24 protein-coding genes are annotated in these 23645 nt (G+C 64.1%); 7 read left to right on the top strand and 17 right to left on the bottom strand.

What is annotated here, in order from left to right; all coding sequences use genetic code 11:
• Positions 1 to 16 precede the first annotated feature (16 nt).
• Complete coding sequence (locus RHODMAR_RS04885; protein ID WP_008711900.1) at positions 17 to 1237, top strand: FAD-binding domain-containing protein; 1221 nt, start codon at positions 17 to 19, stop codon at positions 1235 to 1237.
• Between the two features lie 20 nt (positions 1238 to 1257).
• Here the strand turns inward: RHODMAR_RS04885 and RHODMAR_RS04880 are convergent, their stop codons facing one another.
• The 3 genes from RHODMAR_RS04880 to RHODMAR_RS04870 are packed head-to-tail and all read right to left on the bottom strand — an operon-like array spanning position 1258 to position 3949.
• Entirely contained in the window at positions 1258 to 2031 is a 774-nt protein-coding gene (locus RHODMAR_RS04880) for a DUF4097 family beta strand repeat-containing protein (RefSeq protein ID WP_008711898.1), read from the bottom strand.
• Positions 2028 to 2684: a response regulator transcription factor gene (locus RHODMAR_RS04875; protein WP_008711896.1), complete on the bottom strand. Its 657-nt coding sequence runs from the start codon at positions 2682 to 2684 to the stop codon at positions 2028 to 2030. Before RHODMAR_RS04875 ends, RHODMAR_RS04880 begins: the two co-directional genes overlap by 4 nt.
• On the bottom strand, positions 2675 to 3949 hold the full coding sequence (locus RHODMAR_RS04870; protein WP_051047790.1) for a sensor histidine kinase: 1275 nt from the start codon (positions 3947 to 3949) through the stop codon (positions 2675 to 2677). Before RHODMAR_RS04870 ends, RHODMAR_RS04875 begins: the two co-directional genes overlap by 10 nt.
• 290 nt (positions 3950 to 4239) lie before the next feature.
• Here RHODMAR_RS04870 and RHODMAR_RS04865 point away from each other — a divergent pair, with 290 nt between their 5' ends.
• Complete coding sequence (locus RHODMAR_RS04865; protein WP_042938024.1) at positions 4240 to 4422, top strand: hypothetical protein; 183 nt, start codon at positions 4240 to 4242, stop codon at positions 4420 to 4422.
• On the opposite strand, the gene RHODMAR_RS04860 is transcribed toward RHODMAR_RS04865, so the two are convergent.
• The 5 genes from RHODMAR_RS04860 to RHODMAR_RS04845 form a co-directional block, all read right to left on the bottom strand.
• On the bottom strand, positions 4410 to 5240 hold the full coding sequence (locus RHODMAR_RS04860) for a MerR family transcriptional regulator (RefSeq protein WP_008711891.1): 831 nt from the start codon (positions 5238 to 5240) through the stop codon (positions 4410 to 4412). The two genes, RHODMAR_RS04865 and RHODMAR_RS04860, sit on opposite strands and share 13 nt — an antisense overlap.
• Positions 5241 to 5291: 51 nt before the next feature.
• Complete coding sequence (locus RHODMAR_RS28125; RefSeq protein WP_008711890.1) at positions 5292 to 5447, bottom strand: hypothetical protein; 156 nt, start codon at positions 5445 to 5447, stop codon at positions 5292 to 5294.
• Positions 5448 to 5525: 78 nt separating this feature from the next.
• Positions 5526 to 6908 carry an outer membrane protein assembly factor BamB family protein gene (locus RHODMAR_RS04855; protein ID WP_042938020.1) on the bottom strand — a complete coding sequence of 461 codons (1383 nt, stop codon included), beginning with the start codon at positions 6906 to 6908 and terminating at the stop codon, positions 5526 to 5528.
• A 62-nt stretch (positions 6909 to 6970) separates the two neighbouring features.
• Positions 6971 to 8074 carry an SMP-30/gluconolactonase/LRE family protein gene (locus RHODMAR_RS04850; protein WP_008711886.1) on the bottom strand — a complete coding sequence of 368 codons (1104 nt, stop codon included), beginning with the start codon at positions 8072 to 8074 and terminating at the stop codon, positions 6971 to 6973.
• A complete protein-coding gene (locus RHODMAR_RS04845; RefSeq protein WP_157225985.1) occupies positions 8071 to 9195 on the bottom strand; it encodes a hypothetical protein in 1125 nt (374 codons plus the stop codon). The genes RHODMAR_RS04850 and RHODMAR_RS04845 overlap by 4 nt, the downstream gene beginning before the upstream one ends.
• 219 nt (positions 9196 to 9414) lie before the next feature.
• Here RHODMAR_RS04845 and RHODMAR_RS04840 point away from each other — a divergent pair, with 219 nt between their 5' ends.
• Positions 9415 to 10065 carry a cutinase family protein gene (locus RHODMAR_RS04840; RefSeq protein ID WP_008711882.1) on the top strand — a complete coding sequence of 217 codons (651 nt, stop codon included), beginning with the start codon at positions 9415 to 9417 and terminating at the stop codon, positions 10063 to 10065.
• Positions 10066 to 10163: 98 nt separating this feature from the next.
• Here RHODMAR_RS04840 and galK read toward each other — a convergent pair whose 3' ends face one another.
• From galK to RHODMAR_RS04805, 7 genes are all read right to left on the bottom strand, one after another.
• Entirely contained in the window at positions 10164 to 11330 is a 1167-nt protein-coding gene (gene galK, locus RHODMAR_RS04835; protein ID WP_008711880.1) for a galactokinase, read from the bottom strand.
• A complete protein-coding gene (gene galT / locus RHODMAR_RS04830) occupies positions 11327 to 12442 on the bottom strand; it encodes a galactose-1-phosphate uridylyltransferase (RefSeq protein ID WP_042938037.1) in 1116 nt (371 codons plus the stop codon). The genes galK and galT overlap by 4 nt, the downstream gene beginning before the upstream one ends.
• Positions 12443 to 12458: 16 nt before the next feature.
• Positions 12459 to 13325, bottom strand: coding sequence for a DeoR/GlpR family DNA-binding transcription regulator (locus RHODMAR_RS04825; RefSeq protein WP_232433582.1), 867 nt, complete (start codon positions 13323 to 13325; stop codon positions 12459 to 12461).
• Positions 13326 to 13576: 251 nt separating this feature from the next.
• On the bottom strand, positions 13577 to 13852 hold the full coding sequence (locus tag RHODMAR_RS04820; protein WP_008711875.1) for a YrhK family protein: 276 nt from the start codon (positions 13850 to 13852) through the stop codon (positions 13577 to 13579).
• A complete protein-coding gene (locus RHODMAR_RS04815) occupies positions 13849 to 15177 on the bottom strand; it encodes a reverse transcriptase family protein (RefSeq protein ID WP_157225984.1) in 1329 nt (442 codons plus the stop codon). The genes RHODMAR_RS04820 and RHODMAR_RS04815 overlap by 4 nt, the downstream gene beginning before the upstream one ends.
• 320 nt (positions 15178 to 15497) lie before the next feature.
• The gene (locus tag RHODMAR_RS04810) at positions 15498 to 16331 is read right to left on the bottom strand and encodes a cytochrome c biogenesis CcdA family protein (RefSeq protein WP_008711872.1); all 834 of its coding nucleotides are present in this window, start codon (positions 16329 to 16331) and stop codon (positions 15498 to 15500) included.
• Positions 16332 to 16339: 8 nt separating this feature from the next.
• Complete coding sequence (locus RHODMAR_RS04805; RefSeq protein ID WP_042938016.1) at positions 16340 to 17068, bottom strand: DsbA family protein; 729 nt, start codon at positions 17066 to 17068, stop codon at positions 16340 to 16342.
• Between the two features lie 140 nt (positions 17069 to 17208).
• On the opposite strand from RHODMAR_RS04805, the gene RHODMAR_RS04800 reads away from it, so the two are divergent.
• From RHODMAR_RS04800 to RHODMAR_RS04785, 4 genes are all read left to right on the top strand, one after another.
• Positions 17209 to 17616 carry a DUF302 domain-containing protein gene (locus tag RHODMAR_RS04800; RefSeq protein ID WP_008711869.1) on the top strand — a complete coding sequence of 136 codons (408 nt, stop codon included), beginning with the start codon at positions 17209 to 17211 and terminating at the stop codon, positions 17614 to 17616.
• Positions 17617 to 18768 (top strand): hypothetical protein, encoded by a 1152-nt coding sequence (locus tag RHODMAR_RS04795; RefSeq protein WP_232433581.1) that lies wholly within the window; start codon positions 17617 to 17619, stop codon positions 18766 to 18768.
• Between the two features lie 291 nt (positions 18769 to 19059).
• Positions 19060 to 20436, top strand: coding sequence for an MBL fold metallo-hydrolase (locus RHODMAR_RS04790; RefSeq protein ID WP_008711865.1), 1377 nt, complete (start codon positions 19060 to 19062; stop codon positions 20434 to 20436).
• A gap of 52 nt (positions 20437 to 20488) precedes the next feature.
• Positions 20489 to 21007 (top strand): Rv2732c family membrane protein, encoded by a 519-nt coding sequence (locus RHODMAR_RS04785; protein ID WP_008711863.1) that lies wholly within the window; start codon positions 20489 to 20491, stop codon positions 21005 to 21007.
• A gap of 38 nt (positions 21008 to 21045) precedes the next feature.
• Here the strand turns inward: RHODMAR_RS04785 and RHODMAR_RS04780 are convergent, their stop codons facing one another.
• Positions 21046 to 21309, bottom strand: a complete 264-nt coding sequence (locus tag RHODMAR_RS04780) for a metal-sensitive transcriptional regulator (protein ID WP_042938034.1) — start codon at positions 21307 to 21309, stop codon at positions 21046 to 21048.
• A 98-nt stretch (positions 21310 to 21407) separates the two neighbouring features.
• Positions 21408 to 23588, bottom strand: a complete 2181-nt coding sequence (locus RHODMAR_RS04775; protein WP_008711858.1) for an MMPL family transporter — start codon at positions 23586 to 23588, stop codon at positions 21408 to 21410.
• Positions 23589 to 23645: the final 57 nt, after the last annotated feature.

Below are 23645 nucleotides of genomic sequence, written 5' to 3'. Positions count from 1 at the left end.
TGGGAAGTCCGACGGCATGCCCGAACTACCTGCTCCCCCGTCCATCGCCGACGGCGCTGCCACCGACGACGTTGCTGCCTGGGTTGCGGAGCATCTGGGCGATCTGACGCGTGAAGGATCGGACAGTGTCGCCGCTGGTGGTATCCGCGGTGGACAGTCGGCCGCCGATGCTGCGCTGGCCGGGCTCGACATCACCGGATACTCCCGCGACCGCAGCACCGTTCTCCCGGTGAATCGCCGAGGCGCAAGCCGTATGTCGCCGTACATCCGACACGGATTGCTGACGCTACGTGAAGTGTGGGACGCAGTATCCGATGCTCCCCCGCGCGACCGTTCCCGCTATCGCGACGAGCTGATGTGGCAGGAGTACGCCCGCCATCTCTACGCACGGGTCGGGACGGAGCTGGGGCAATCCCTGCGCCGCGAACAACCGCGACCGCAGAACTGGTCGGCGCAGCCCTGGACCGAGGAGATGAACTGCATGTCCTCGGTCGTGGGTGAATTGCACGACGACGGTTGGCTGGTCAATCAAACGCGTATGTGGCTCGCATCCCAGTGGGCGGTCCGCGCCGGAGCGACGTGGCGCGACGGCGAGGACGAGATGTTCGCCCACCTGCTCGACGGCTCCCGTGCCGCGAACCGCCTCGGCTGGCAGTGGACCGTCGGTACCGGGAGCGGCAAGGTCTACGGCTTCAGCCGATGGCAGGTGAACAAGCGGGCCCCATCATTGTGCCGAAACTGCGCTCTGAAAGATGCGTGCCCCATCGAGAATTGGCCCGACGACGATCTCGGCCCCGCGGTGGATGGTCCCGATCTGAACAAGGCTCCGGTCCCGGCCGGACCCGCCCGAATGGAAGGCGAAGGTGCAGAACAGGTCTGGCTGACGGCCGAGTCTCTCGGTACTGCCGATCCCGCATTGGCCGCGGATCTCGACCGACCTGCCGTCTTCGTGTTCGACGAACCACTGTTGCGAAAACTGCGACTGTCCGGCAAACGGCTGGTCTTCCTCGCCGAGACGCTCGGCGAGATCGCGTCGACCCGCCCCTTGGAGGTGCGTCGCGGTCGAGTCTCCGACGAGCTGTCCGGAAGATCCCTGGCCGCCACCTGGGCACCCGTACCCGGTTTCTCCCGCATCGCCGACGCCATAGCCCCGGTCGAGTTGCATCCGTGGCCGTGGCTGAAGCGCCCCACCACCTCCTCGGTGCGCTCGTTCAGCGCGTGGCGTCGCAGTCACTGAGCTGCAGTCACTGACGCGGGCTATCGGCGGCCGACCGAGATCTGGCCCTCTTCACTGTTGATGGTCACCGATCTCGGCGAGCTCGGGTCGTCGACCACGTCGATCTCGACCTCTCCCTTCTCCGATCTTGCCTCGACGTCGTAGAATTCGGCAGCCGGAAGCTCGATCCTGCTGTCTCCCATGCTGTTCTGCACCCGTACCGAGTCCGGTGGCAGACGCGAGTCCAGGACGACCTGACCGAATGTCGTGTTCACCTCGGCCGCAGACAAGTCCGCATCGGTGATGTCGACGTCTCCGAATCTGGTATCCACGTCCAGGGTTCCGATCGAGCCACGTGCGATGACCGACCCCGCAGAGGTCGTCACCGAAGTCCGCGCGTCCACGTCGGAGAGCACGACATCGCCCGCAGACCCGTCGATATCGAGCATCAACCCCGCTGGTATCTCAACCTCGACACCGATATCGCAGCTGCCGTTCTCTCGGTAGGAACACTCCACCGAGATCGTCGATCCGTCGTCAGCGATGTCCACCGTCGGAATATCTCCTCGGTAGAACCCAGCGGCGCGTAGGTGCACCTCCGAGTCGGGACTCATCGACACCGCCAGGTGAGCGAACCTGCTGGTGAGCCGCAGATTTTTCCCGGCGATGACAGTGTCGTCGCTGTACTCGAAGGACTGCATCTTCGGCGTGGTGAAGGCATACGCGATCGCAGTTGCCGTTGCGGCACCGGCGATGCCGACGACCACTACCGCAACCAAGATGGCAACAGTGTTGCGCCACAGTGCTTTTGTCACTGGATTGCTCCCAGGTATCGTAGGACGGCCATGACTCGGCGATGATCAGCAGTGTCTCCGAGTAGGCCGAGCTTGGCGAAAATGTTTCCGATGTGCTTCTCGACAGCTGCCTGGCCGACCACCAAGGCGGCCGCAATTCCGGCGTTGGACTTGCCTTCGGCCATGGCCGTCAACACTTCTCGCTCCCGCGGAGTCAGCGAATCGAGCGGGTCCGATCGTGGCGCCCGAGCAAGGATCTGCTGAACCACCTCGGGATCGATGACGGTCCCACCGCCCGCAACAGTGCGAACGGCATCGGCGAACTCGTCCACATCGGCAACACGGTCCTTCAACAGGTAGCCGACGCCGTCCGTGCTCTGCCGGATCAGCTCTGCCGCGTACCGCTCCTCCACGTATTGCGACAGCACGAGAACTCCTACATCCGGCCATCGTTGACGAATGACCAACGCTGCGCGTAGACCTTCGTCCAGGAACGTCGGCGGCATGCGTACATCGATCACACACACGTCGGGCAGTGGATCGGCGGCCGACATCGACGCGAGTAGTTGCGATGCGTCGCCCACCTTGTCGATCACGTCGGCTCCTGAGTCGTTCAGCAGTCGAGCGACGCCCTCTCGCAACAGAACCGAATCGTCGGCAATGATCACTCGCATGGGATGCTCACCTCCAATTGCGTCGGACCGCCGGTCGGTGAGGTGACCGACAGGGTGCCGTCGATTCCGCTGAGCCTGTCTTCGAGACCTGCCAGGCCCCCGTGCGGAGCCACCTGCGCACCTCCGCTTCCGTCGTCGAGCACCGTTACTCGCACTGCGGAATCACCTCTCGTGACGTCGACCCGGACATGGCCGGCATTCGCGTGTTTGCTCACGTTGGTCAGGGCCTCCGAGACGACGAAGTAGACGGTCGATTCGACGGTGGCGTTCAGGCGCTGCTCTCCGGCCAACGCCGGATCGATCTCGATGGTCACCGGCACTGCACAGAGCGCCGCGACCGAGGACAGTGCGGCGTCGAGTCCGCGGTCGGTGAGGATCGGCGGATGCAGACCGCGAGTGAGGGTGCGTATCTCACCGATGGCGTTCTTGGCCTCCCGGTGGGCATCCTCGAGCAGTTCCTGCAACACTGCGTCGTCGTTCGCCGAGACGCGCGACTTCGCTTGTCCCAGAGACATGGCCACCGATACCAAGCGCTGCTGTGCGCCGTCGTGCAGATCACGCTCGATGCGTCGACGCTCGGCATCCGCAGCGTCGACGACGCGGGCCCGGCTCGTCGTCAACTCATCCACTCGCTTGCTGGACGGCGACTGACCGAGGAGTGCTGCCGCACTCCACCAGTCGAGTCTCGCCAGGGCAGTCACCAGCAGCGGCAACCCCGCAACGAAAGTCGCCAGCGCAGCAACACCGACCGACACAATGAGCGGAAATCCCACCCGATCCCCGATCTCGAGGTTGTTGCCGACCGGGTTGGTCACCATCCAGGCCAACGGCGCCACCGCGAGAACAGGCAGTACGAGAAAGAGCGAGGGCAGCAGGAACAGCAGTGCGGCCGAGACAGGGATGCGAAGAATCCAGTAGCACAGTGATTTCCACAAGCCGATGTCGCGGATGCACCAGACGAATTTGCGCCAACTCGTGGGGTAGACGGTCGACGTGGGGCCGGCGATCGATACCCCACTGGTGAACCCGACTCCGGCGCGAGCTGCGATGTCCATCCACCGGAGTGCCACTATCGTCAGCAGAAAAACCAGGACTCCGCTGAGCGCAAAGGGTAATGCGCACACCGCAAGTACCAGCAGTCCCAGGATCATCCAGCCGCCGAGCCCGGCCAGCGTCGACGCCAGCAACGACGCCACCGCCAGCCACCAGTTCGGCGATATCCAGGCCCTGAGCGGATTCAGGGGAATCGGTAGTGACTTGTTCATGCGGATCAGCCTAGGTGGGGTGTAATCGGCCTGTCCCCACTGTGAACCCACGGTTCGAGGGTATGGCCAGCCCTACCGTCGAACGTGGGCTTCTCGAGATATCAGCAAGCAGATTCGACGGATATCGACCTCGACACTCTCGATTCCGATCGACTGTCCGCCGGGCTCGTCCGGGCCGTGACGGTGATGGCTGTTGCCCAGGTCAGGCGTCGAACACGCCGGTCTTCTCCCGAACTTGTCGGAGCCCGGTGATATCAAGGAGGTAGAAGAAACGACAGAAGGGAATTCGCATGTCCGCCAGCATCGATACCTGCCACGGCACACTCGTGATCCACGCGGTCGGCGGTCCGGAGTGCACGGAGCCGGACTGCATGGATCTCGAGTACGTCCGTCACTTCCTGGTGCTCGAGTGCGAAGAGGTCACCGGCGGCTGCCAGTGCACCGCCCTCGTCGAGCTGGCTCAGGCCTCCTGACGCCGAGTCACCGGCTGCTGCAGTTCGGTGACCCAATTGTCCTGAGGCTGCGGTTCCGACACCAGGTAGTACTCACGGCAGATGCCCGAGAGCTCGTAGCCATTGGTATCGATCCAGGCCATGAACTCCTCCCAGGTCTCGCCGATCGTCGACATGGAGCCGTGGTGCACGGTGGTCGCCGCGAGCTCGACCGGCGGGAGCTCCCGAATTTCGTATCCCTCGGCCGCAGTGACCGTCGGCCCCACCTCGAACGCAGCGTGCACGGTGACGCCGGTGCCGTCTCCGTCGGCGACGGCTTCGTACATGGCGATCGACGAGGGCCCGAACGGCACTCCGTGTTCGGCAAGGGTCTGGGCGAGCCGGGCATACATCGGCCCGATGACCGGACCGATGTTCTGCGGACCGAAGCCGTCGGCAGTCTCGGTGACGAAGGCAATGCGGTTGGGTGGCAACGACTTGGTGTCCACGGTGATCATGGAAATCCCTTCTGTGTGTGAGAGTCGCGCATCGAGTCGACGCAGGCGGGCAGCGTCGAGATCGAGCCGACGGGCGACGTCGTCGCGTTTGGCGGCGAGCATCTCTTGCAACCGATCGTCGCTGACCTGCGCGTGGACGATCTGCCGCACTTCGTCGAGTCGAAACCCGAGGTCCTTGAACATCAGAATGCGGCCCAGAACCTCGAACTGCCTGCCGTCGTACGACCGGTAGCCGGTGAACGGATCCACCCGTGCCGGCGTCAACAACCCGATCTCGTCGTAATGCCGAAGCATGCGAACCGACACCCGGCCGATCGATGCGAACTCTCCGATACCGAACATGACACCTCCGAGAATTCCGTCTCACACTGTGTGAGGGTCAAGCGAACGAAATCATGGCAGCTCGATCCAATACCCGACTGCCAACCCTTCGACGGCCGTCAACCCTAATCCGTCCTCGTGCAACCCCGGACCCCATTCGGCGTGAGCTTCCAGCCAGGCGTCTCGCATATCCACCGAGGGGATGGCCAGTCCCGAGTGAGCACTCACCTATTTCCGCCTCCGTTTCTGATTACCGACGGCTACGGGAGGATGGAATCCAAGTCCGAGGCCGAAATATGCGTGTCGTCAGCGGTACACGGTGAATTGATCGCCCCAGGACCGCGTCATGTGTCCCGCAGCCGAGGACACAACCATGATTCGAGGATCGACGCCTTCGGGTTGCGGTATGGACCAACCGATTTCGCCGGTTCTCGCATCGATCGAGTGTGCTCCCCGATAGTCGCCGAAGACGAAATTCTCACCGTCGGTGAGGCCGTTTCTCACCCAGTAGGCGTCCTCCCACGGTGTTGTCCACTGCTCACGACCCGACTCGATGTCGAGGCCGGTCAACGTCTTTGCCTCAGGGTCGGCGACGATCACGATGCGTCCGACCACCGCCACCAGGGCCGATTGCGGCCCGCTGACTTCGGATCCAACCATGGCCGGATTGCGCCAGAGCTCGTTGCCGGTATTGGGATCGTAGGCACCGTCACCGAGGAACATGGACAGGGTCTTCGCCGAGGTACTCGGGTACATCGAGGCACCGTACGACGGCCGAGGAATCGCCCGAATGATGGAACCGTCTGCTGCCAACAGGTTTTGGGTTCCGACAGTGCCGGATTCGCTGCCGATGCTCGACAGCCACAAGCCGTCGCCTACGCTCCGAACCGAATCGCCCTCGTAGGTGAATCTCTTTTTGCCGGAGTCGAGATCGAAGACCGTGTAGATGTATTGCGGCGTCCCGTCGCCCCGGTGGGTCAGCATCACCGACTTCTGGTCCGGCGTGACGTACACCGAGGAGAAGTCGGCGGACCCCTCGAATGTTCGACGGAAGTCGGATTCGATGGCAGTCGGAGTGCCCTTGGTCAGCACAGGTGTTCCGTCCAGATCGCCGGAGACGAAGACGGTCTCGTTCACGATCCGCGCGCCGTTCACATCGAAATCCGTTCCGACGTCCGCGACCAGCGCCCCGTCGGACGTGTCGATGGACACGACGCGTCGATCACCCCAGCACGCGAGCAACACCGATTCGAGTTCGGGCGCACACTGACTCACTCGACCGATGGGCGTCTTCCAGAGCGGCGCACCGCTATCGGGGTTCACACCAACGAGAGTGACCGCCCCGACTTCCGCGCCGCTCGACGGATCCGAAGTGGGAAGCGGGTACCCGGTGGCTCCGATCATCACGTCGTCGCCGCTGAGGAATCCGCCGTACCCGTAGTACTGACCGAGCAGGTACGGCATCGACAACAGCACATCGCCTTCGTTGTCGGTCAACGTCCGCACGTCGGCAGCCCACGCAAGCTCCGGAGGCGAATCCAGTGACGATTCGACAACCGATTCCGACTGTCCAGCGTCCACTGTCTCCGGCTCGTGCGTCGCGACCCGAACAGCGATGAACACAGCACCGACAACCATAGCCAGACCAAGAGCACTCAGCTTCCAGCGCTCGCTACGAGTGAGATTCACCGGGCGACGGTAACACTTCGCGGCATTCGAGACGCCCTTCTCCAGCGACCCGCCGAAGGCCCTCAGACCAGGCCCTTCGGGTAGTTCAGCGGCAGTCCGGTCTCTCCCACCCCGAGTTCCAGGATCGCCCATTGACGCGGGTCGATGGCAAGGAGTCCGTGGTTGGAGACGATCAACGAGGTTCCGCGAAACGCGACCGACGCCGGCGTCGAGTACGGGATGGAGCGGGTGACGCGATCCACCACGGCCGGTAGCTCGGCCACCATCGACCCCGTGTTCGGGTCGACCACCTGAATCGAGTTGATGAAGGGGTTCGAGATCGGCAGATAGATGCGCCCGCTGGAACCGATGGCCAGCCCGTCGCCCTGCGCAACGACGGCTACCCGCTCCAGCTGGCCGGGCGAACCGTTGGGACCGAATGGGATTCGGTAGACGACGCCACGCCCGAACGAGCTGATGTCCGGGGTGAGCGACACGGTCACCACGAAGTTCAGCCGGCCCGCGACGTCGAACTGCATGCCGTTGACGCTGTAGACCGACGCGAAATCTGAATTCTGATACCAGATTTCGGCTGCACCGCCACCGGCCGGTACCTTCCAGATGGTGGCTTGGTTCAGGTCGCTGACGTACATGGTTCCGTCGGGGGCGAAGGTCGCCCAATTCGGCCAGGCGGGTCGATCGAGAGGCGACGGTTCACACGGCTCGCCCGGAGTTGCAGCACAGCTCGGGAGATCGGCGAACGTGGCATACACCGTTTGTTCGCCGGAGTGCGGATCGATTCTCACTGCCCGCGCACCCGAGTAGTCGAGGGCGTACACCCGACCGTCCCCGTCGAGAGTGATCCCGTTGACACCGTGCTCCGAAGGTTCGTGATCCATCAACGAGTACGTCTGGATCAGCCTGCCGTCGGAATCCCAATGCCAGAGCTCTGCAGAGGAATTGGGCCGGTTCGATCCCGACCAGATGCTGCCGTCCACAGGATCGACGGCCATTCCCTCCGGCTGACCAGGCAGCGGTGTGACGGCGATATCCCGGGTTTGCCCGTATCCCAGAGATCCGTCCACCGCGAGCGGTTCGGGCGCTGCATCGGGCGCGGTCACCACCCCGAGCGAGATCCAACTTGCGATCGACGCCAGAACGAGAACCCCGGTCCGACGTCCGATCATCGAGGCGTGATGGAGCCGAGGAAGGACGTGGTCCAGATCGCCGAATTGGCCGATCCTGCTGCGTCGTTCGTCGGAACGAGGCCGTTGAGCGTCACCTGTCCACCGGTCAGCCCGCGACCCGGCTGCGGCGGCAGGGTGAAGCCGCAGGACTGCTGCACGGTGCCCGGCTCGACGGCCAGATCGGTCCGTCGGCATTGCCCGGTGGACGTGGCCGTGAGTGCGGGTGTAACGCCGAAGCTCGTGATGCTCAGCGACGCACCGAAGTCCGGGGACGACGGGTTCTGGTAGCAGATCGACGCCGTTGCGGCGATGTCCTGGGACGGCTCGGTCGACGCGGCGCCGGTGGCGGGATCCACCGAGATCGAATGGATCTCCGTGGTGCGCAGTCCACCCGGGCATACGGCGGTGGAGCCCGCCGAGACAGAATTGACCTCGCGACCGACGCTGTACTTCACCGAACCGGTCGGCTGGGGAGTGCCCGCAACGGGCTCTGCCACCGGAGCGGTTCCCTCCCCCAGGGTGTACAGAGTCCACAGCGAACCGGTGCGGCCGTCCGGCAGGCGAAGCGGGTTCGCGACCGAGTTGCTGGTGGCGACCCCGTCGGTGACGCCGGAATCATTGGGGTTCACCCGCAGAACACAATCGACCGCAGCCCGTCCGGGCGAACCGATCATGAATTCGAGTCCACAGGGCCCGTTCATCGAGAGTCTGCCCAGGCCAGGGGCAGTGAGCACGCCCCATTGGTCGAGGAAGGCCTGGCCGTCGATTGTCGGGCCGTCGCAGACGTAGATGGGCCCGACGTTCTGCGCGGTCGGATCGCTGAGGAAACCCGTCGAGGGATCGTTGGCGAAGGTGTACATTCGCGCGTCGAGACGCTCGACCACGGTCAACGAACGCGGTGAACCGAAGTAGTCGCCGCACGCGGCATTGTCTGCTGCGGTGGGTCGCTGCCCGCTGTCGACGGTGCGGTAGACACTGAAGCTGCCCGGTCCGTCGTCGATGGATCCCATGATCGTGGCCGGTGCCGGGCTCGGCGCGGGCTGCGCCGAGGCCGTCGCAATCGGACACAACGCGACCGCCACAACCGATACCGCAATTCCACGCAACCACTGATTCGCCACTTGTATCCCCCGGAAAGTTTGTATCCGCAATTGGTGCAGATCGGACTCGGCCCCGCCGAGGAGAGTAACGCAACAGATGTTGAGAAACCAGGCTTGGTGCGTATCATCGGGCGGAGCCTTCCACCGCAATTCGATGTGTCCTCATTCGAGGTGCTGCGCTCGGTCGGCTTACGCAGCTATGGTTCGACGACCGCTGACAACCGACCCAGGAGTACTTCCATGAACCGACGTTCGGCCTCTTGCACAGTTGCCGCGCTGGCCGTTTCCGCGTTCTTCGTGGCACAGCCGTCCGGCGTCGCGAACGCAGCCTCGTGTTCGGACGTCGATGTGTCGTTCGCTCGCGGAACGGGCGAATTACCAGGTTTGGGTATCACCGGAACACCGTTCGTAAGTTCGTTGAAGTCCGAACTGTCGGACCGCTCGGTCAGCACGTACGCGGTGAACTACGCGGCCGACTTCACGCAGGCCAGCGCCGGCCCTGGATCACGTGACCTGGTCTCCCACCTGACATCCGTCGCAGCGTCGTGCCCGTCGACGACGTTCGTGATCGCGGGCTACTCGCAAGGGGCCACCGTCGTCACGAACGCCGTCGGTCTGAACACCCCCAGCAGTTTCTCCGGTGCCATCATCCCTGCCGCGATAGCCTCTCGGGTCGAGGCAGTTGTGGTATTCGGCAACCCACTCGGCCTGTTCGGACGGAAGATCGAAACCGCCAGCAGCACATACGGTTCACGTGCCACCAGCTTCTGCAACTTCGGCGATCCGGTATGCCAGATCGGCGGCTTCAGTACTTTCGCACACCTTCGGTACGGAACGAACGGCTCCACCACCGAAGGTGCTCAGTTCGCTGCCTCCCAGGTCCGTAGCTGACGCTGATACAGGGCCGACGGCGCGACGTCAGCTCCCGAGTCGAGCCTGTTGGCTCCTTCGTACGTGATCTGCGCCGTGGGAGTCCTTCTTGCCGTGGGTCAGAAGAATCGATGCGCTGAGCCGGCGGGCTCAGCGGAGAGAAACGTGGGTTCCGGGAGTCCGGATCGTGCGGCACTGGAGGAGATTTCAGCTGCTGCGGCCTGGATCAGATCCGACGGCACCAGCGCAATGGCAGATCCGCCGAATCCTCCGCCGGTCATCCGCGCGCCGTACGCACCCGCTCGCAGCGCCGCGTCGACCGCGCTGTCCAATTCCGGCGAGCTCACCTCGTAGTCGTCCCGCAACGACACATGCGACGCCGTCATCAACTCACCGAGCTCCGTGCCTGCGGCACCGCGGTCGAGAATCTCCACCGCCTGCTCGACTCGTCGAATCTCACTGATGACGTGGCGAACTCGGCCGATCAGGATGTCGTCGTCGAGGCCCGAGACGGCCTGCTCGGAGTCCAATCCGCGCAGCGTCGTCACCCCCAGTGCCGCATACGCAGTGTCCAGGGCGGCCCGACGCGCCCCGTACTGGCCGTCGACCAGCCGATGCGGCGCGTTGGTATCGATCACCAGAAGCCGTGATCCAGACGCGCCGAGATCGAGGGGTATCTGACGCGTCGAACCGTCGAGGCAGTCGAGCAGCAACGCATGCCCCGCCTGCGCGGACATCGCAATGTTCTGATCCATTCCGCCCGTCGACGCACCGGCGATCTCGTTCTCGGCGCGAATACTGGCCTCGATCAGCACCTTTCGCTCCACCTGCAGGTCGAACAACTCGCTGAGCGCCAAGGCGAACGAGCACTCGAGGGCCGCCGAGCTCGACAGCCCCGAACCCACCGGCACCGAGGAATGCACGGCAACATCGACTCCGCCGATCCCGTACTCCTGCAGCGCCCAGGCCACGCCTGCCACGTATGCGGCCCAGCCCGAGGGTGTGCCCGGGCCGATCTCGTCGATCGCTCCGGTCCAGGAATTGTCCGTGTGCGTGGATACCGCCCGCATCATGGCGTCCTCGCGTCGGCGTACAGCAACTGCCGTGGCGTACGGCAGTGCGAACGGCAACACCGGTCCGCCTGCGTAATCGATGTGTTCACCGATCAGATTGACCCGACCCGGTGCGATCCAGACGCCGCCCGGTTCACCGCCGAATGCGGCGCGAAACAGCGCCGCGGCACCGTCGGCGAGATCCTCCTCGGCCACTACGTCGAGCCAGTTCATCCGAGCACCTCGCGCAGCCTGTCGGCAATCCGCTCAGGGGTGGTGTCGTTGACCCACGCGCCCATGGCCGATTCGGATCCGGCCAGAAATTTCATTCGGCCCGGGGAACGCATCATCGAAAACAGTTGCAGGTGCAGCCGTCCCAGTGAGCGGTCGACTCCCACGGGAGCCTGGTGCCACGCCGAGATGTACGGCACCTCGTCGACGCCCTCGAAGAACGCGTCGACGCCTCGCAACAGGTTCCGATAGACCCCGGCCAATTCGTCCCGCTCGGCACCGTTGAGTTCGGCGAGGTCCGCGACGTCGCGACGCGGAGCGAGGTGAACCTCGACCGGCCAACGCGAGGCCGCCGGGACGTAGGCGACCCAGTGCTCGGCGTCCACCACGATGCGCCGACCCGAGCGCAGCTCGGCAGCGAGTACATCGGCCAGCAGAACTCGACCCGTTCGCTCGAAATGCTTGCGAGACTGGCGTATCAGTGCGTCGGAGCGGGGCGGGAGGTACGGGTACGCGTAGATCTGTCCGTGCGGGTGCGTCAGTGTGACACCGATTTCCTTGCCACGATTCTCGAAGCAGAAGACCTGCTGCACCCCGGGAATCGCCGAGAGGGCCGAGGTGCGATCGGCCCAGACGTCGATGATGGTCCGCACTCGGGAGAGCTCGAGCGAGACGAATGAAGCGTCGGGATCGCTCGCGAAACAGATCACCTCGCATCGGCCGGTGCCGGGGGCCAGCGGCCACAACGGCTCTCCGTCCACCTCGGCCGGAAGATGCTGTTGCGCTGCGGTTTCGGCCAGCGACGGGAATCGGTTCTCGAATACCACCACGTCGTAGTCCGACGCCGGAATCTCGGTGGGCGGACGGCCCGGACGGCTCGGTGCCAGCGGCGACGCATCGGCCGGCGGCAGGAACGTACGGTCCATTCGCTGCGCGGCGATGACGATCCATTCACCGGTGAGAACGTCGAATCGCATCTGTGACTGCGACTGTGCCGGCGACAGTGGCCGCGTATCGATCAATTCTCGGGTGGCGCCACCGGAGACGTAGGGCTCGGTGTCGTCGTAGTAGATCAGCTCACGGCCGTCGGCCAGAGTGGTCGACGTGGTGCGCATCGCGTGCGTCGTGGCGTCATGCGCGGTCATCGAGTGCTCGTTCCTCGTTCGTCTCGGTGCAATGTTCTCCCGCGATCACCACGTCGTCGACCAGCTCGGACAACGCGTCCTGAACCCCGGGGTCGAGCCCGGCATCGGTGACGAACACGTCGACCTGCGAAAGCGGAATGGTCTTGGCAAGGGCACGGACACCCCACTTGGTGTGATCGGCGAGCACGATGACACGCCTGGATGAGGCGGCCAGGGCCTGATTGGTCTGCGCCTCCATGAGATTGGGACAGGTGAGGCCGCATTCGATGTCCACCCCGTGTGTTCCGAGGAACAGCATGTCCAGGTGGACGCTCTGCACTGCACCGACCGTGAGCGGCCCGACCAGCGCGTCGGAGGGAGTGCGCTGCCCACCGGTGAGCAACACGGTCTGATCGGTCCGGCCGCCGACGTGGAAGACCTCGGCAACGGGAAGTGAATTGGTGACGACGGTGATGTCCGGAATGTCGAGCAATTCGCGTACGAGAGCGTGCGTGGTGGTGCCACCGGAGATACCGATAGAGGTCCCCGGCCGGACGAACCGCGCTGCGGCCCGGGCGATGGCGGCCTTGGCATCTCGATCCAGTTCGGACTTGGCGGAGAAGCCCGGCTCGAACACACTCGCCGATCGCGGCAGCGTCACGCCGCCGTGCACCCGCTCGACCAGGCCGCGGGCAACCAGCTCGTTGACATCGCGTCGAACGGTCATGTCCGACACCGACAGTGCGGCTCCCAGATCGGCGACCTTGACCGCGCCCGCCGCCGTCACCTGGTCGAGGATCTTCTGCTGACGCTGATGGGCGAGCATCAGCGTCTTTCGGCAATCACTGCACTGACGCCGGCGGAGTCGGTCCATCGCACACGATCCATCGACATAATATGAACGCACATCGATCAGATGTCAACATAAATGAACATCTTGTTGTCGCGCCAGGTCAGAGACCTCCGCTAGCCGCCATACAGGGTGCAACTACGTGTCTTTCCTACCCGCGTCCCGCCACGGGCCGGGCGATGAGCCCCGAATCGCCGGGTTGATTGTTCGTTTTTGACCGTCATCGACCGATCCGACATCGAAAGACTCCCCGAGACCTCCATGGCCGCCTGCGGTCAGTAGTCCGCCTCGCTGTCCGGGGCCGACTGGCTGCGTCCGATTCTCGTCAGGTGCACGCGTCGGCCGAGTCGGATCATCGGCCGGATGAGCAGTTCGATACTGCCGAGGAGGAACAACCACGTACCGGCCACGGTGGTGCTCTCGTGGAAGAACAGGATGCTGCCGATGATGAACCAGACCGCGATGAGAATGTCGTTGATGATGCTGGCAACTTCCCATCGCTGGCGGATCACCAGTTCCTCGTGTCCGATGGTGAAAGTCAGGTCCTTCATTGCGGCTCCTCCGGCGATAAGGTGTGTGCGGTTCGACTACCCGAATTCGACGACTCGAACACTGGCGGCAGCCATTGCACCTGCGATGCCATCTCGAGCAGCTTCGTTCGACGAGTCTCGTTGGTCTCGCCTATCCACGCGATTCGACCGTACACATGGGCTCGAAAATCGTTGACTTCGCGACGATTCTGACTCGCTGCTCCGGCGGTGATGCAGTTGTGCAGCAGTGCCCTCAGGTTGTCGTACTCCTCTCGGGGGGCTGCCGGCCACGAGTTGACGACGAGCCCGGTCAGCTGTTGTCGCTGATGTGCGCGCCTGACCTTGGTCTTGTCGGGATGAATCGCGAAACCTTCGTCGTGCGCGATCTGGGAGATCAGCCACAACAGTCTGTCGACGTCGATATCCGCACTGCCGGAGAACGCCAGATCATCGGCGTACCGACTGTAGCGGGCACCGATCGACCGGGCCAAGCCGCTTGCACGGATATCGAGCTGCCGCGCAGCGAGATTCGCCAACGCAGGTGATGTGGGCGCACCCTGCGGCAGGTGGGTGGCGCGCAGCCTCGCCGCAGTGGGACGGTCCATCCCGATCAGTTCGACGGCCGGGGTGACCGTCGTGCACAGCGCGGCAAGGTTCGCCGCGACTGCCCGGGGGTAGCCGACGGCTTCGAATATCGCGACCACCCGGTCGAACCCGATGGACGGGAAGAAGCGTCGAAGATCGACCGAGACCACCACGGCGCGATCCGAATGTGGCATCGCGAACGTCCGGGGACTTCTCGCCTTCCGAAATCCATGCGCGGCCGGATGGGCTGGAATTCGATCGAGTATGCGCCGCAGTATCTTTCGCTGAATTTCCCGCAGGCGTGGTTTCGGCACCTCGAGCAGTCTGATTCCCTGACGCTTGTCGATTCGCGCAGATCGATAGTGCTGCAACGGGAACGGAGCGGTGCGGAGTCGCCCCTGCAGATCGGCGAACCAGTCGATCTCGGAGATCGTCAGGTCGAGCGATCGCGCCAGTTGACCGGTCGTCTCGTAGCGCGGTACCTCGAATCGCCAGGGTTTGTCGCCGGCACGCGTAGCCGGTCGCTGCGAGGATACCGAGGGCTCCGCGATGAACGGGAGATCGCGCAGCAGAACGAAGATCGATGCCTCGTCGAACGGTGGGCTCGGATACAGATTCACGATGCGGTCAGCGAGCCACGACGCCTTGGCAGGAATCAGCCGCGCGAACGCTTCCTCGAGGCCGGGGCGCGTCCACCCGGCATCGGCGGCCAGCCCCGCCAAGGTCGCTGCCGCGCGGGGAGAGAATTCGCGCTTCGTCACGTCGGGTTCTCGATGAGGTACGTCGGTCCGAGGTGCAACGGCGCGGGGCGACCGAAATCTTTCGTCCTCGTAGCTGGAAAGCACGCGGAGCGTGCCCGCCTGCTTCGGACGCAGTACTCGATTCTCGTGTCGTACCCAGGGGTTACCCCTGAGCGCACAGCCTGCGGAGCGCCCCACAACTCTGGGACCGGCCCCGCGGACCAACTCTCGCCCACGCGCCGCTGCATCTTCCCACCATGCCAAAGTCTCGCGAGCCTGTCAGTGCGTTGCATTCGTCGGGCGGTGGACTGTCAGTTCTGGGCGTATCAGTTCTGGCTGTATCAGTTCTGGGCGTTGCGACTGTGTCCGCGGAGGATCCGGACCGCCAGGAATACGATGACCACCAGCACCCCGGTGAGCAGGACAGCCGCATTCGGAACCGTGTCCGCGACATCGCTTATCCACACCTGCAGCGAATACTGACTGTCGACGCCCATCACTCCGCCGAGATTGGCGGTTCCCTCCGTGAGCAGGAACAGCACGCCGATGCCGACGAAGATCAACCCCGATATCAGCGACGTGCTGTGCGTCTTCAGAGGTCCCACCCTGATTTCCCTGCCGCGCAGCCACGTTCGAGAGCCCAGCGAGAACCGATCCCACACCAGCGCGAGTACGAACAGGGGAACCACCATGCCGGCGGCATAGAGCGCCATCAGGATCCCGCCGTAGAACGCCTGTCCACCGGCCACGGCGACGGTCAGGACTGCACCGAGCAGCGGTCCGGAGCAGAATCCGGCGAGCCCGTACACCGCACCGAGGGCAAATACCGACCCGATGGACGAAACGTCGCGGCTAGCGGCCGCTCGCTGCGCCGACCCCAGCGCGAACCCGCGACCGACGATGATCATCATCCCGAGCCCGATGATGATGACGCCGCCGATCATCGTGGTGACGCCGCGATACTGGGTGATCGCCGACCCGATGGCACCGACGCCCGCTCCCAGTGGCACCAGAACCGCAGCGAGCCCGACGTAGAACACCCCGGTGCGGCCGGCGAGCGTGCCTACCCCGCCGAACGCGTAGGCAAAGAACGACGGCAGCAGCAACGCCGAGCAGGGACTGAGCAGAGCGAGTAACCCACCGAGAAATGCTCCGAGAAGCCCGATCTGCGACATCCTGCGGCCTACGCGCCGGCTGCGTTGTCGATCAGGTCGACGAAGGTCGACAACGGCTGAGCGCCCACCACCGGATCGCCGTTCACCGAGAATGCCGGTGTAGCCGGGATGCCCAAAGATTGCGCTTCGTCGAAGTCTTCGGTGATGGCGGAGTCGAAGCTCGTTCCGGTGGCATCAGCGGTGAAACGCTCGAGGTCCGGGACTCTCGCCTGCTGTGCATAAGCTTTCAACTCGTCCATCGTCAGATCCGCATGACCGGTCTCGGGCGCATCGGCGTACACCGCATGGGTGAACTCCCAGAACTTGCCCTGGGCTGCCGCGGCCCGACCCGCGCGAGCGGCATCGAAGGACTGTTGCCCGAAGATCGGCAGGTCACGCCATTCGATCCGCAGAGTGCCGTCGTCGACGTACCGGTCGATCAGCTGCGGCTCGGTCTCCCGATTGAACTGGGCGCAGAAGGGGCATCGAAAGTCCGAGAACGCGACCAGCACCACCGGCGCGTCCACTGCGCCGAGCGCCATCGGATCGTCGACCGTGCGACGCGAGAGGTCCCCCAGCGGTCCGGTCTGCTGGATCACGCTTGTGGCCCCTCCCGACGTGGCCCCTTCCGAATCGGCCTCCGAGTCGGAGCCGGCACGTGTTCCGACCATGAGGACTCCGACGAGGACGGCGGCCACCAGCACGGCGATCCCGAGAAGCCAGATGTCTCGTCGGCGGGTCGATCGTGAGGTCGACATGATTCACACCCTCTCGGAGCTCGGCGACGGTGGCGTCTGATACCCATACGGGTATACCCTCGCAACAACACCCTACGCACACGTCTACCACTCGTGTTCGTGGCCGAGCCCACTGTCGACACATGGAGGATCGCAACATCATGACCGAATTGGCAATCAGCACACGGGTGAACTCGTCGTTCGAGGACACTGTCGAAGCTACTCGAAAAGCACTGTCGGAACAGGGTTTCGGCGTCCTCACCGAGATCGACATGCAGTCCACCCTCAAAGCCAAGATCGATGCCGACATCGAACGCTACGTCATTCTCGGTGCCTGCAATCCGCGGTTGGCCAAGGGCGCGATCGACACCGACCGCCAGGTGGGTCTGCTGCTGCCCTGCAACGTCGTCGTCCGCGCCGATGGGGACAACACGATCGTCGAGGCGATGAACCCGCAGTTGATGGTCGGACTGTCCGCGGCACCCGGGCTCTCCGACGTCGCCGACGAAGCCACTGCGCTGCTGCAGGCGGCAATCGACACACTCGACGGCGAGAGCACCACTGCGTAAGTGAGCAGTCACCGTATCCGGCCGTCGACAGCAGCGATCGCCGCTGTGGGGACAATTACGTGCCTGGCCCTGACCGGGTGCACTCGCTCGTCGACTGTCGAGGCGGTGGAAATCCCCTCGTCGTCGACGCTCGTTGCGCCGCCCGGCTTCGGTGACAGCCCGTTGTGGTCGGTGCCGTTCGTCTCGACACCGCATGTGGTCGACGACGGATTCGTCGGTGTCCTCGATACCTCATCCGATTCCGTCAGGGTTCAAGTGCTCGACGACACCGGCACGCTTCGGTTCGGGGTCGACGTACCGAAAGACCGCGCACAGTTCGCCGTCACCAGTGTGCGCGACCGGGAACTGTTGGTCACCGAAGACATCGACACCACCGATTCCGGCAACGCGGCCTCATTGACCGCTCGCGACACCCGAACAGGAGACGTCGTCTGGGGCCCGGTCGGTACCGCTGGCTGCTTGACCGGCATGGGGCTGCTGATCGACGCCGGATGCAACGGCGAATCGGCCCGAGCGGAGGCTGCGGTATCGGCCGTCGACGGGCACTCCACCGAGCTGAGCGGTGCACTGTCCGAATCCGACGGATATGCGGTGGTCCGCGATGGTGTGCACGCACGAATTGTGACCGTCGATACCGGCAACACCGCGTGGTCGACCGCCACACTGACACCGCCGCCCGCAGCACTAGCCGGTACCGCGCGCTTCGTCGGGGCTGCCGGCAACTCCGTCGCCGTGGCGTGGACGATCCCTACCCGTCCCGAGCCGATCCAGGCCGTCTACCGGCTCTCGGACGCCGAGCTCCGATGGGTCAGTGGCGCTCTGACCCCGATGAACGTGACCGCCGACGCGAGTACCGGATCGACGTTGATCACCACCGGGGATCTCGGCGACGACGGAATTGCCGTGCTGTTCGAGCAATACGGCACCCGGGGATTCACGACCGACCAGTTTCCCGGCGCCGAACAGTTCACGATCGTCGGCGGAATCGTCTACGGCACAGCGAAATCGTCTGTGACTGCTATCGATTCGGTATCCGGTCGCGTCACGGGAACGTCATCCGGCCCGGTACCGATAGCGATGACATCCAATGGAGTGGCGCTGACCGCGGACAGCGGCGGCCATACGGCGTTCAAGGTGATCCCCCACTTCTGATTGCCCACCGATCTATACCCCATGGGGTATGCTTCTTCTTGGTTCGTCGAAAAGGAGAAGTCATGTGCAGAGCTGTCACGTGCAAGAAGTGCGGGAAAACGACGTGGGCGGGTTGCGGCCAACACGTCGACCAGGTGATGCGTAGCGTTCCCTCGGCCGATCGATGCAAGGGGCATGCCGCCGATCCGAAGACACCGGGGTTTCTGTCCCGCATGTTCTCCAGGAAGTAGTCGCTGTAGCGGCACGTCGAATGCAGGTACATCCGTACGACCGATCAAGGAGTGATTTTCCGTGCACGTCGAAGTGATTTCCACCGAAGACCTCGGAGACCGCAGCTACCTCGTCCACGACGGAACATCGGCCGTCGTCGTCGACCCCCAGCGCGACATCGACCGCGTCGAGAAAGCATTGGCCCAACACGGTGTCACCTGCGCGATGGTCGTCGAAACACATATCCACAACGACTACGTCTCCGGCGGCTACGAACTGGCCCAACGCAACGGCTGCCCGTACGTGGTCAATGCCGACGACGACGTCTCGTTCGAGCGGCACGCGGTCCGCGACGGAGACGAGCTGACGGTCGGCAACATGACCGTGCGAGCAGTCTCCACGCCGGGCCACACAGTCACACACCTGTCCTACGTCATCACCGAAGGTGACGAGACACCGGCCGTGTTCACCGGAGGATCACTGCTCTACGGCTCGGTGGGCCGCACGGACCTGGTCGACGCAGCACGCACCGACGAACTCACCCATGCGCAGTTCCACTCGGCGCGCCGGCTGGCCACCGAACTGCCGGACGCCACCGAGGTATTCCCCACCCACGGCTTCGGTAGCTTCTGCTCGTCGGGGTCGGCAACGGGCGGCGACGGCGGCACCATCGGCGAGGAGAAGCAGCGCAACGATGCACTGACGACCGACGACGAAGACGCATTCGTGGAGAAGCTGATTGCAAATCTCACTGCGTACCCGGCCTACTACGCGCACATGGGAGCATTGAACAGCAGCGGACCCACCGCACCGGATATGTCCCCGCCCAGCGCTGTAGAAGCACAAGAACTTCGGACCCGTATCGACGCCGGCGAATGGATCGTCGACCTCCGGGACCGCACGGCCTACGCGTCGTCCCACGTTCACGGCAGCGTCGGCATAGCGCTGGGCACCCAGTTCTCCACCTATGTGGGCTGGTTGATGCCGTGGGGCACTCCGCTGTCGCTGATCGGAGAGACATCCGAGCAGGTGGCCGACGCTCAGCGCATGCTGGTACGCATCGGAATAGACGAACTACAGGGCGCAGCAACGGGTTCGGCGGACGAGCTGAGCGGGGACACTCCAGCCTCGTCGTATCCGAGACATACCTTCGCCGAACTGTCCGACGGCATCGTCTCCGCAGACGAAGCGGACGAAACCGATGCGGTGATTCTCGACGTGCGCCGCGAGGACGAGTACGACGCCCAGCACATACCCGGGGCAGCCAACGTACCGTTGCACCAATTGCTGGAACGCCTGAACGAACTGCCTGCTGGGCAACTGTGGGTGCACTGCGCCAGCGGATACCGGGCTTCCATCGCTGCCAGCCTGCTCGACCGAGCCGGCCGCGACGTGGTGTTCATCGATGACGACTTCTCCAATGCCGTCGACGCCGGGATGACGACGCACGCCCACTGACGATTCTCGGCGGAGGTGCTCGAAAGAACTCGTCGCCCGATACGGTAGGAAAGTGAGCAAGAAGGGCGACGGCGACGACGCCGAACTGAGCCACTACCGCTCCGTGTTCGACGCCATCGAACGCCGCGTTGTGCCCGAGGTCGAATTCGGTAGAGCCACACCTCTTCTCATCGCTGCGATCGCGACGGCAACCCTGGGGTTCGTTCTCCCCCTCACCGGTTCGGCGCACGGATACGACGTTCTGTTGCGCACGGCGAGCGCCGAAGCCGAGTCCGCGGGCGCACTCCCGACGCTGTTCATGGCCTTCAGCGTCACCTTCACCGTGGCAGTGGCTGTCGCGGCACGCGCAGTTCGACGGTTCCGCTGGGCAGGCTTGGCGTTGGCAGGTAACGGGCTGACCACTGTCCTCGCCGTCCTGGCCATCTGGTCCCGGCAATCGCTGACTCCCGATGCGGGGTTCGCGGGCCCCGCCATCGGGCTGTATCTGGGAGCTGCGGCGGCACTGGTGTCCACAGCACTATGGGCCCGTGCGGTTTTCACCCATCCGCACGGGCACCTGGGCGGAGCCTGACCCCGCTGACGCGGTGCCGGATCACTGCTGTGCGAACCTCAGGCGAGAGCCAAGAACAGCTTCTCGAGCTCGGCTTCGCTCATCTTCTCGCCCGTTTCCGCTCCGGTGATGCATTCGCGGAGTCCGGTGGCGACGATCTTGAAGCCGGCCCGGTCCAGTGCCTTGGAGACAGCAGCGAGCTGGGTGACGACGTCCTTGCAGTCACGGCCACTTTCGATCATGGCGATCACGCCTGAGAGCTGGCCCTGTGCACGCCGCAGGCGGTTGAGCACCAACGCGATGCTTTCGGTATCACCGGTCATGTCCATCAATCCTTCGTTCGAGTAACCCCAGGTTACCCCCTGGGGTAACGGAGGGTGGTGGCCGAAGCGCAGTGCGTTCGGCCACCACCGTCCGAGAGTCAGGCGTGCGAGAACCCGATCTTGGGGAGCACCGCACGCAACCATGCGGGAGACCACCACGCAGCATGACCGGTCAGACGCAGGAGCACCGGCAGCAGGACCAATCTGATGAGAATCGCGTCCAACAATACGGCCACACCCAGAATGATCCCCATCTCCTTGGGTGGGAGTGGGTCCGCGAGCGCGAACGAGAAGAACACCGCGACCATCACCGCTGCTGCAGCGAAGATCACCCGTCCCGAGTGCGCCATACCGTCGACCTGAGAACCGTACGGATCACCGGTGTTGTCGTAGTGCTCCTTGACGCTCGAAAGCAGGAACACCGTGTAGTCCATCGCGATCGCGAAGATCATCGCGAAGAAGAACACCGGACCCCAGCCGTTCAGGAATCCCTGTGGCGTGAAGCCGAGCAGCGAGGCGCCGTAACCGTCCTGGAAGATCAGCTTCGCCACACCGAAGGCAGCTCCGGTGGACAGCAAGCTGACCACAGTACCCAGGAGGGCGATCAGTGGAGCCTGCAGAGCGATCAGCAGCAACAAGAATCCGAGTACCAGGATGACCGACACCACGATCGGCAAGTACTCGTTCAGCGCGGTCTGCAAGTCCAGGTTCTCCGCCGGTGCGCCACCGACTATCGCCCCTTCGGGCAGGTCCGCTCGCAGGGCATCGAGGGTGGTCTCGAGCGCGGGATCGGACGGATCCACGTTCGGGATGGCCTGCAGCATCACGTAGTCGGATCCATCCATCGCCGGCATCGGCGGTGTCACCATAGCCACTCCGTCGACGCTCGCCGCGATCTGCGCGGTCTGCTCGGCCTCCGATGCGGGGGCGATGATCTGCAGCATTCCCGGTGCACCTTCGCCCATCTGCGCCTGCACCAACTCGTAGCCCTGCCGCACCGGTGCATCCTCGGGCACAACCGAAATGGACGGCATGGCGACCTTGAGCCCCAGAGCCGGAATCGACAGTGCTACCAGAATCAGCAGCGAGCCAATGGCGAACGGCCACGGATGCTTGTGTAGCAGCTGGCCCCAGGAAGCGAAGCGAGGAGAGCGGTGCACCTGGCGTTTTGCGTACGGGAGGGATCCGGCATTGACCTTGGGTCCGAGCTTGCCCAGCACTGCGGGGAGCAGTGTAAGGGTGGCAGCGAGCACGAAGACGACCGCCAGCATGATGCCTACCGCCATCGTCCGGACTGCAGGTGCCGGAACGAGAAGCACAGCGGACAAACTGATCAGCACCGTCAACCCGGACAGAAGCACAGCTTTGCCTGCCGTGTCCATGGTTTCGGCCACGGCGCGCTGCGGGTCGATCCGTCCGGCGTCGATCGTCTTGCGTAGTGCATCGCGGAATCGCACGACGAGAAACAGTGCATAGTCGATGCCCAGTGCCAGCGCGAACATCATCGCAAAGTTCATGGCCCACACCGAAATAGGCGTGAGCTCGTTCAGCAGAACCAGGCCGCCTGCGGACGCGACGAGACCGGCGAGGGTGAGCAGCAGCGGCAGGCCGGCAGCGACGAGCGATCCGAACGCAAGAACCATGATCGCCAATGTCACTGGCCAGGAGATGATTTCGGCCTTGATCATCGCATCGTGATTGGCCTTGTTGAAGTCACTCCACAACGCGGACGCTCCGGTCGGATAGACCTCGATCGTGTCCGTGGCCGCCGCGGTCAGCTCGCCTTTGAGATCGTCGACAGCCTTGACCATCTCGTCGGTCGTGCCGTTCGCTCCACCGATGAGAATTCCGGTGTGCCCGTCAGGGCTGATCGACATGCCCGGCTGCAGGGGAATGACCTCGGAAATTCGAGAGTCGCCGGACAGAATGCCGGTGACCTCGGCAATGACCGCCGCGACCGCCGGATCGGATACCTGCTCGGTGTCCGAGTGGACGACCACCTGGATTGCGGCCGAGGAGTTTCCGCCGAAGTGCTCCTGTGCAAGTTCGCGAACCTGGACCGATTCCGATCCGTTGGCCTGCCAACCTGCACCGGCGAGAGATCCGAACACCGAGGGGGCGAACGCCCCGAGGCCGATGATGACCACGAGCCATGCGGTCACTACCCACTTGAAGTTGCCGGCCATGCGCGCACCGAACCGCGCCAACGGTCCCCCGGTGATCCCCGGCGGCGAACTGTCGGCCGAGCTCTCATCGGTTCGAATGTCGGTGTAACTCACATCGTGTCCTTACAGGTCGGGGTCGATTCCCGAACGGTAGCACGGTACCCCCGGGGG

It is taken from the genome of Rhodococcus sp. AW25M09 (genome assembly GCF_000333955.1).
Taxonomy (GTDB): Bacteria; Actinomycetota; Actinomycetes; order Mycobacteriales; family Mycobacteriaceae; genus Rhodococcoides.
Note: the sequence above shows the minus strand (reverse complement) of the source record. Positions and strands in the feature narration are given on the sequence as shown.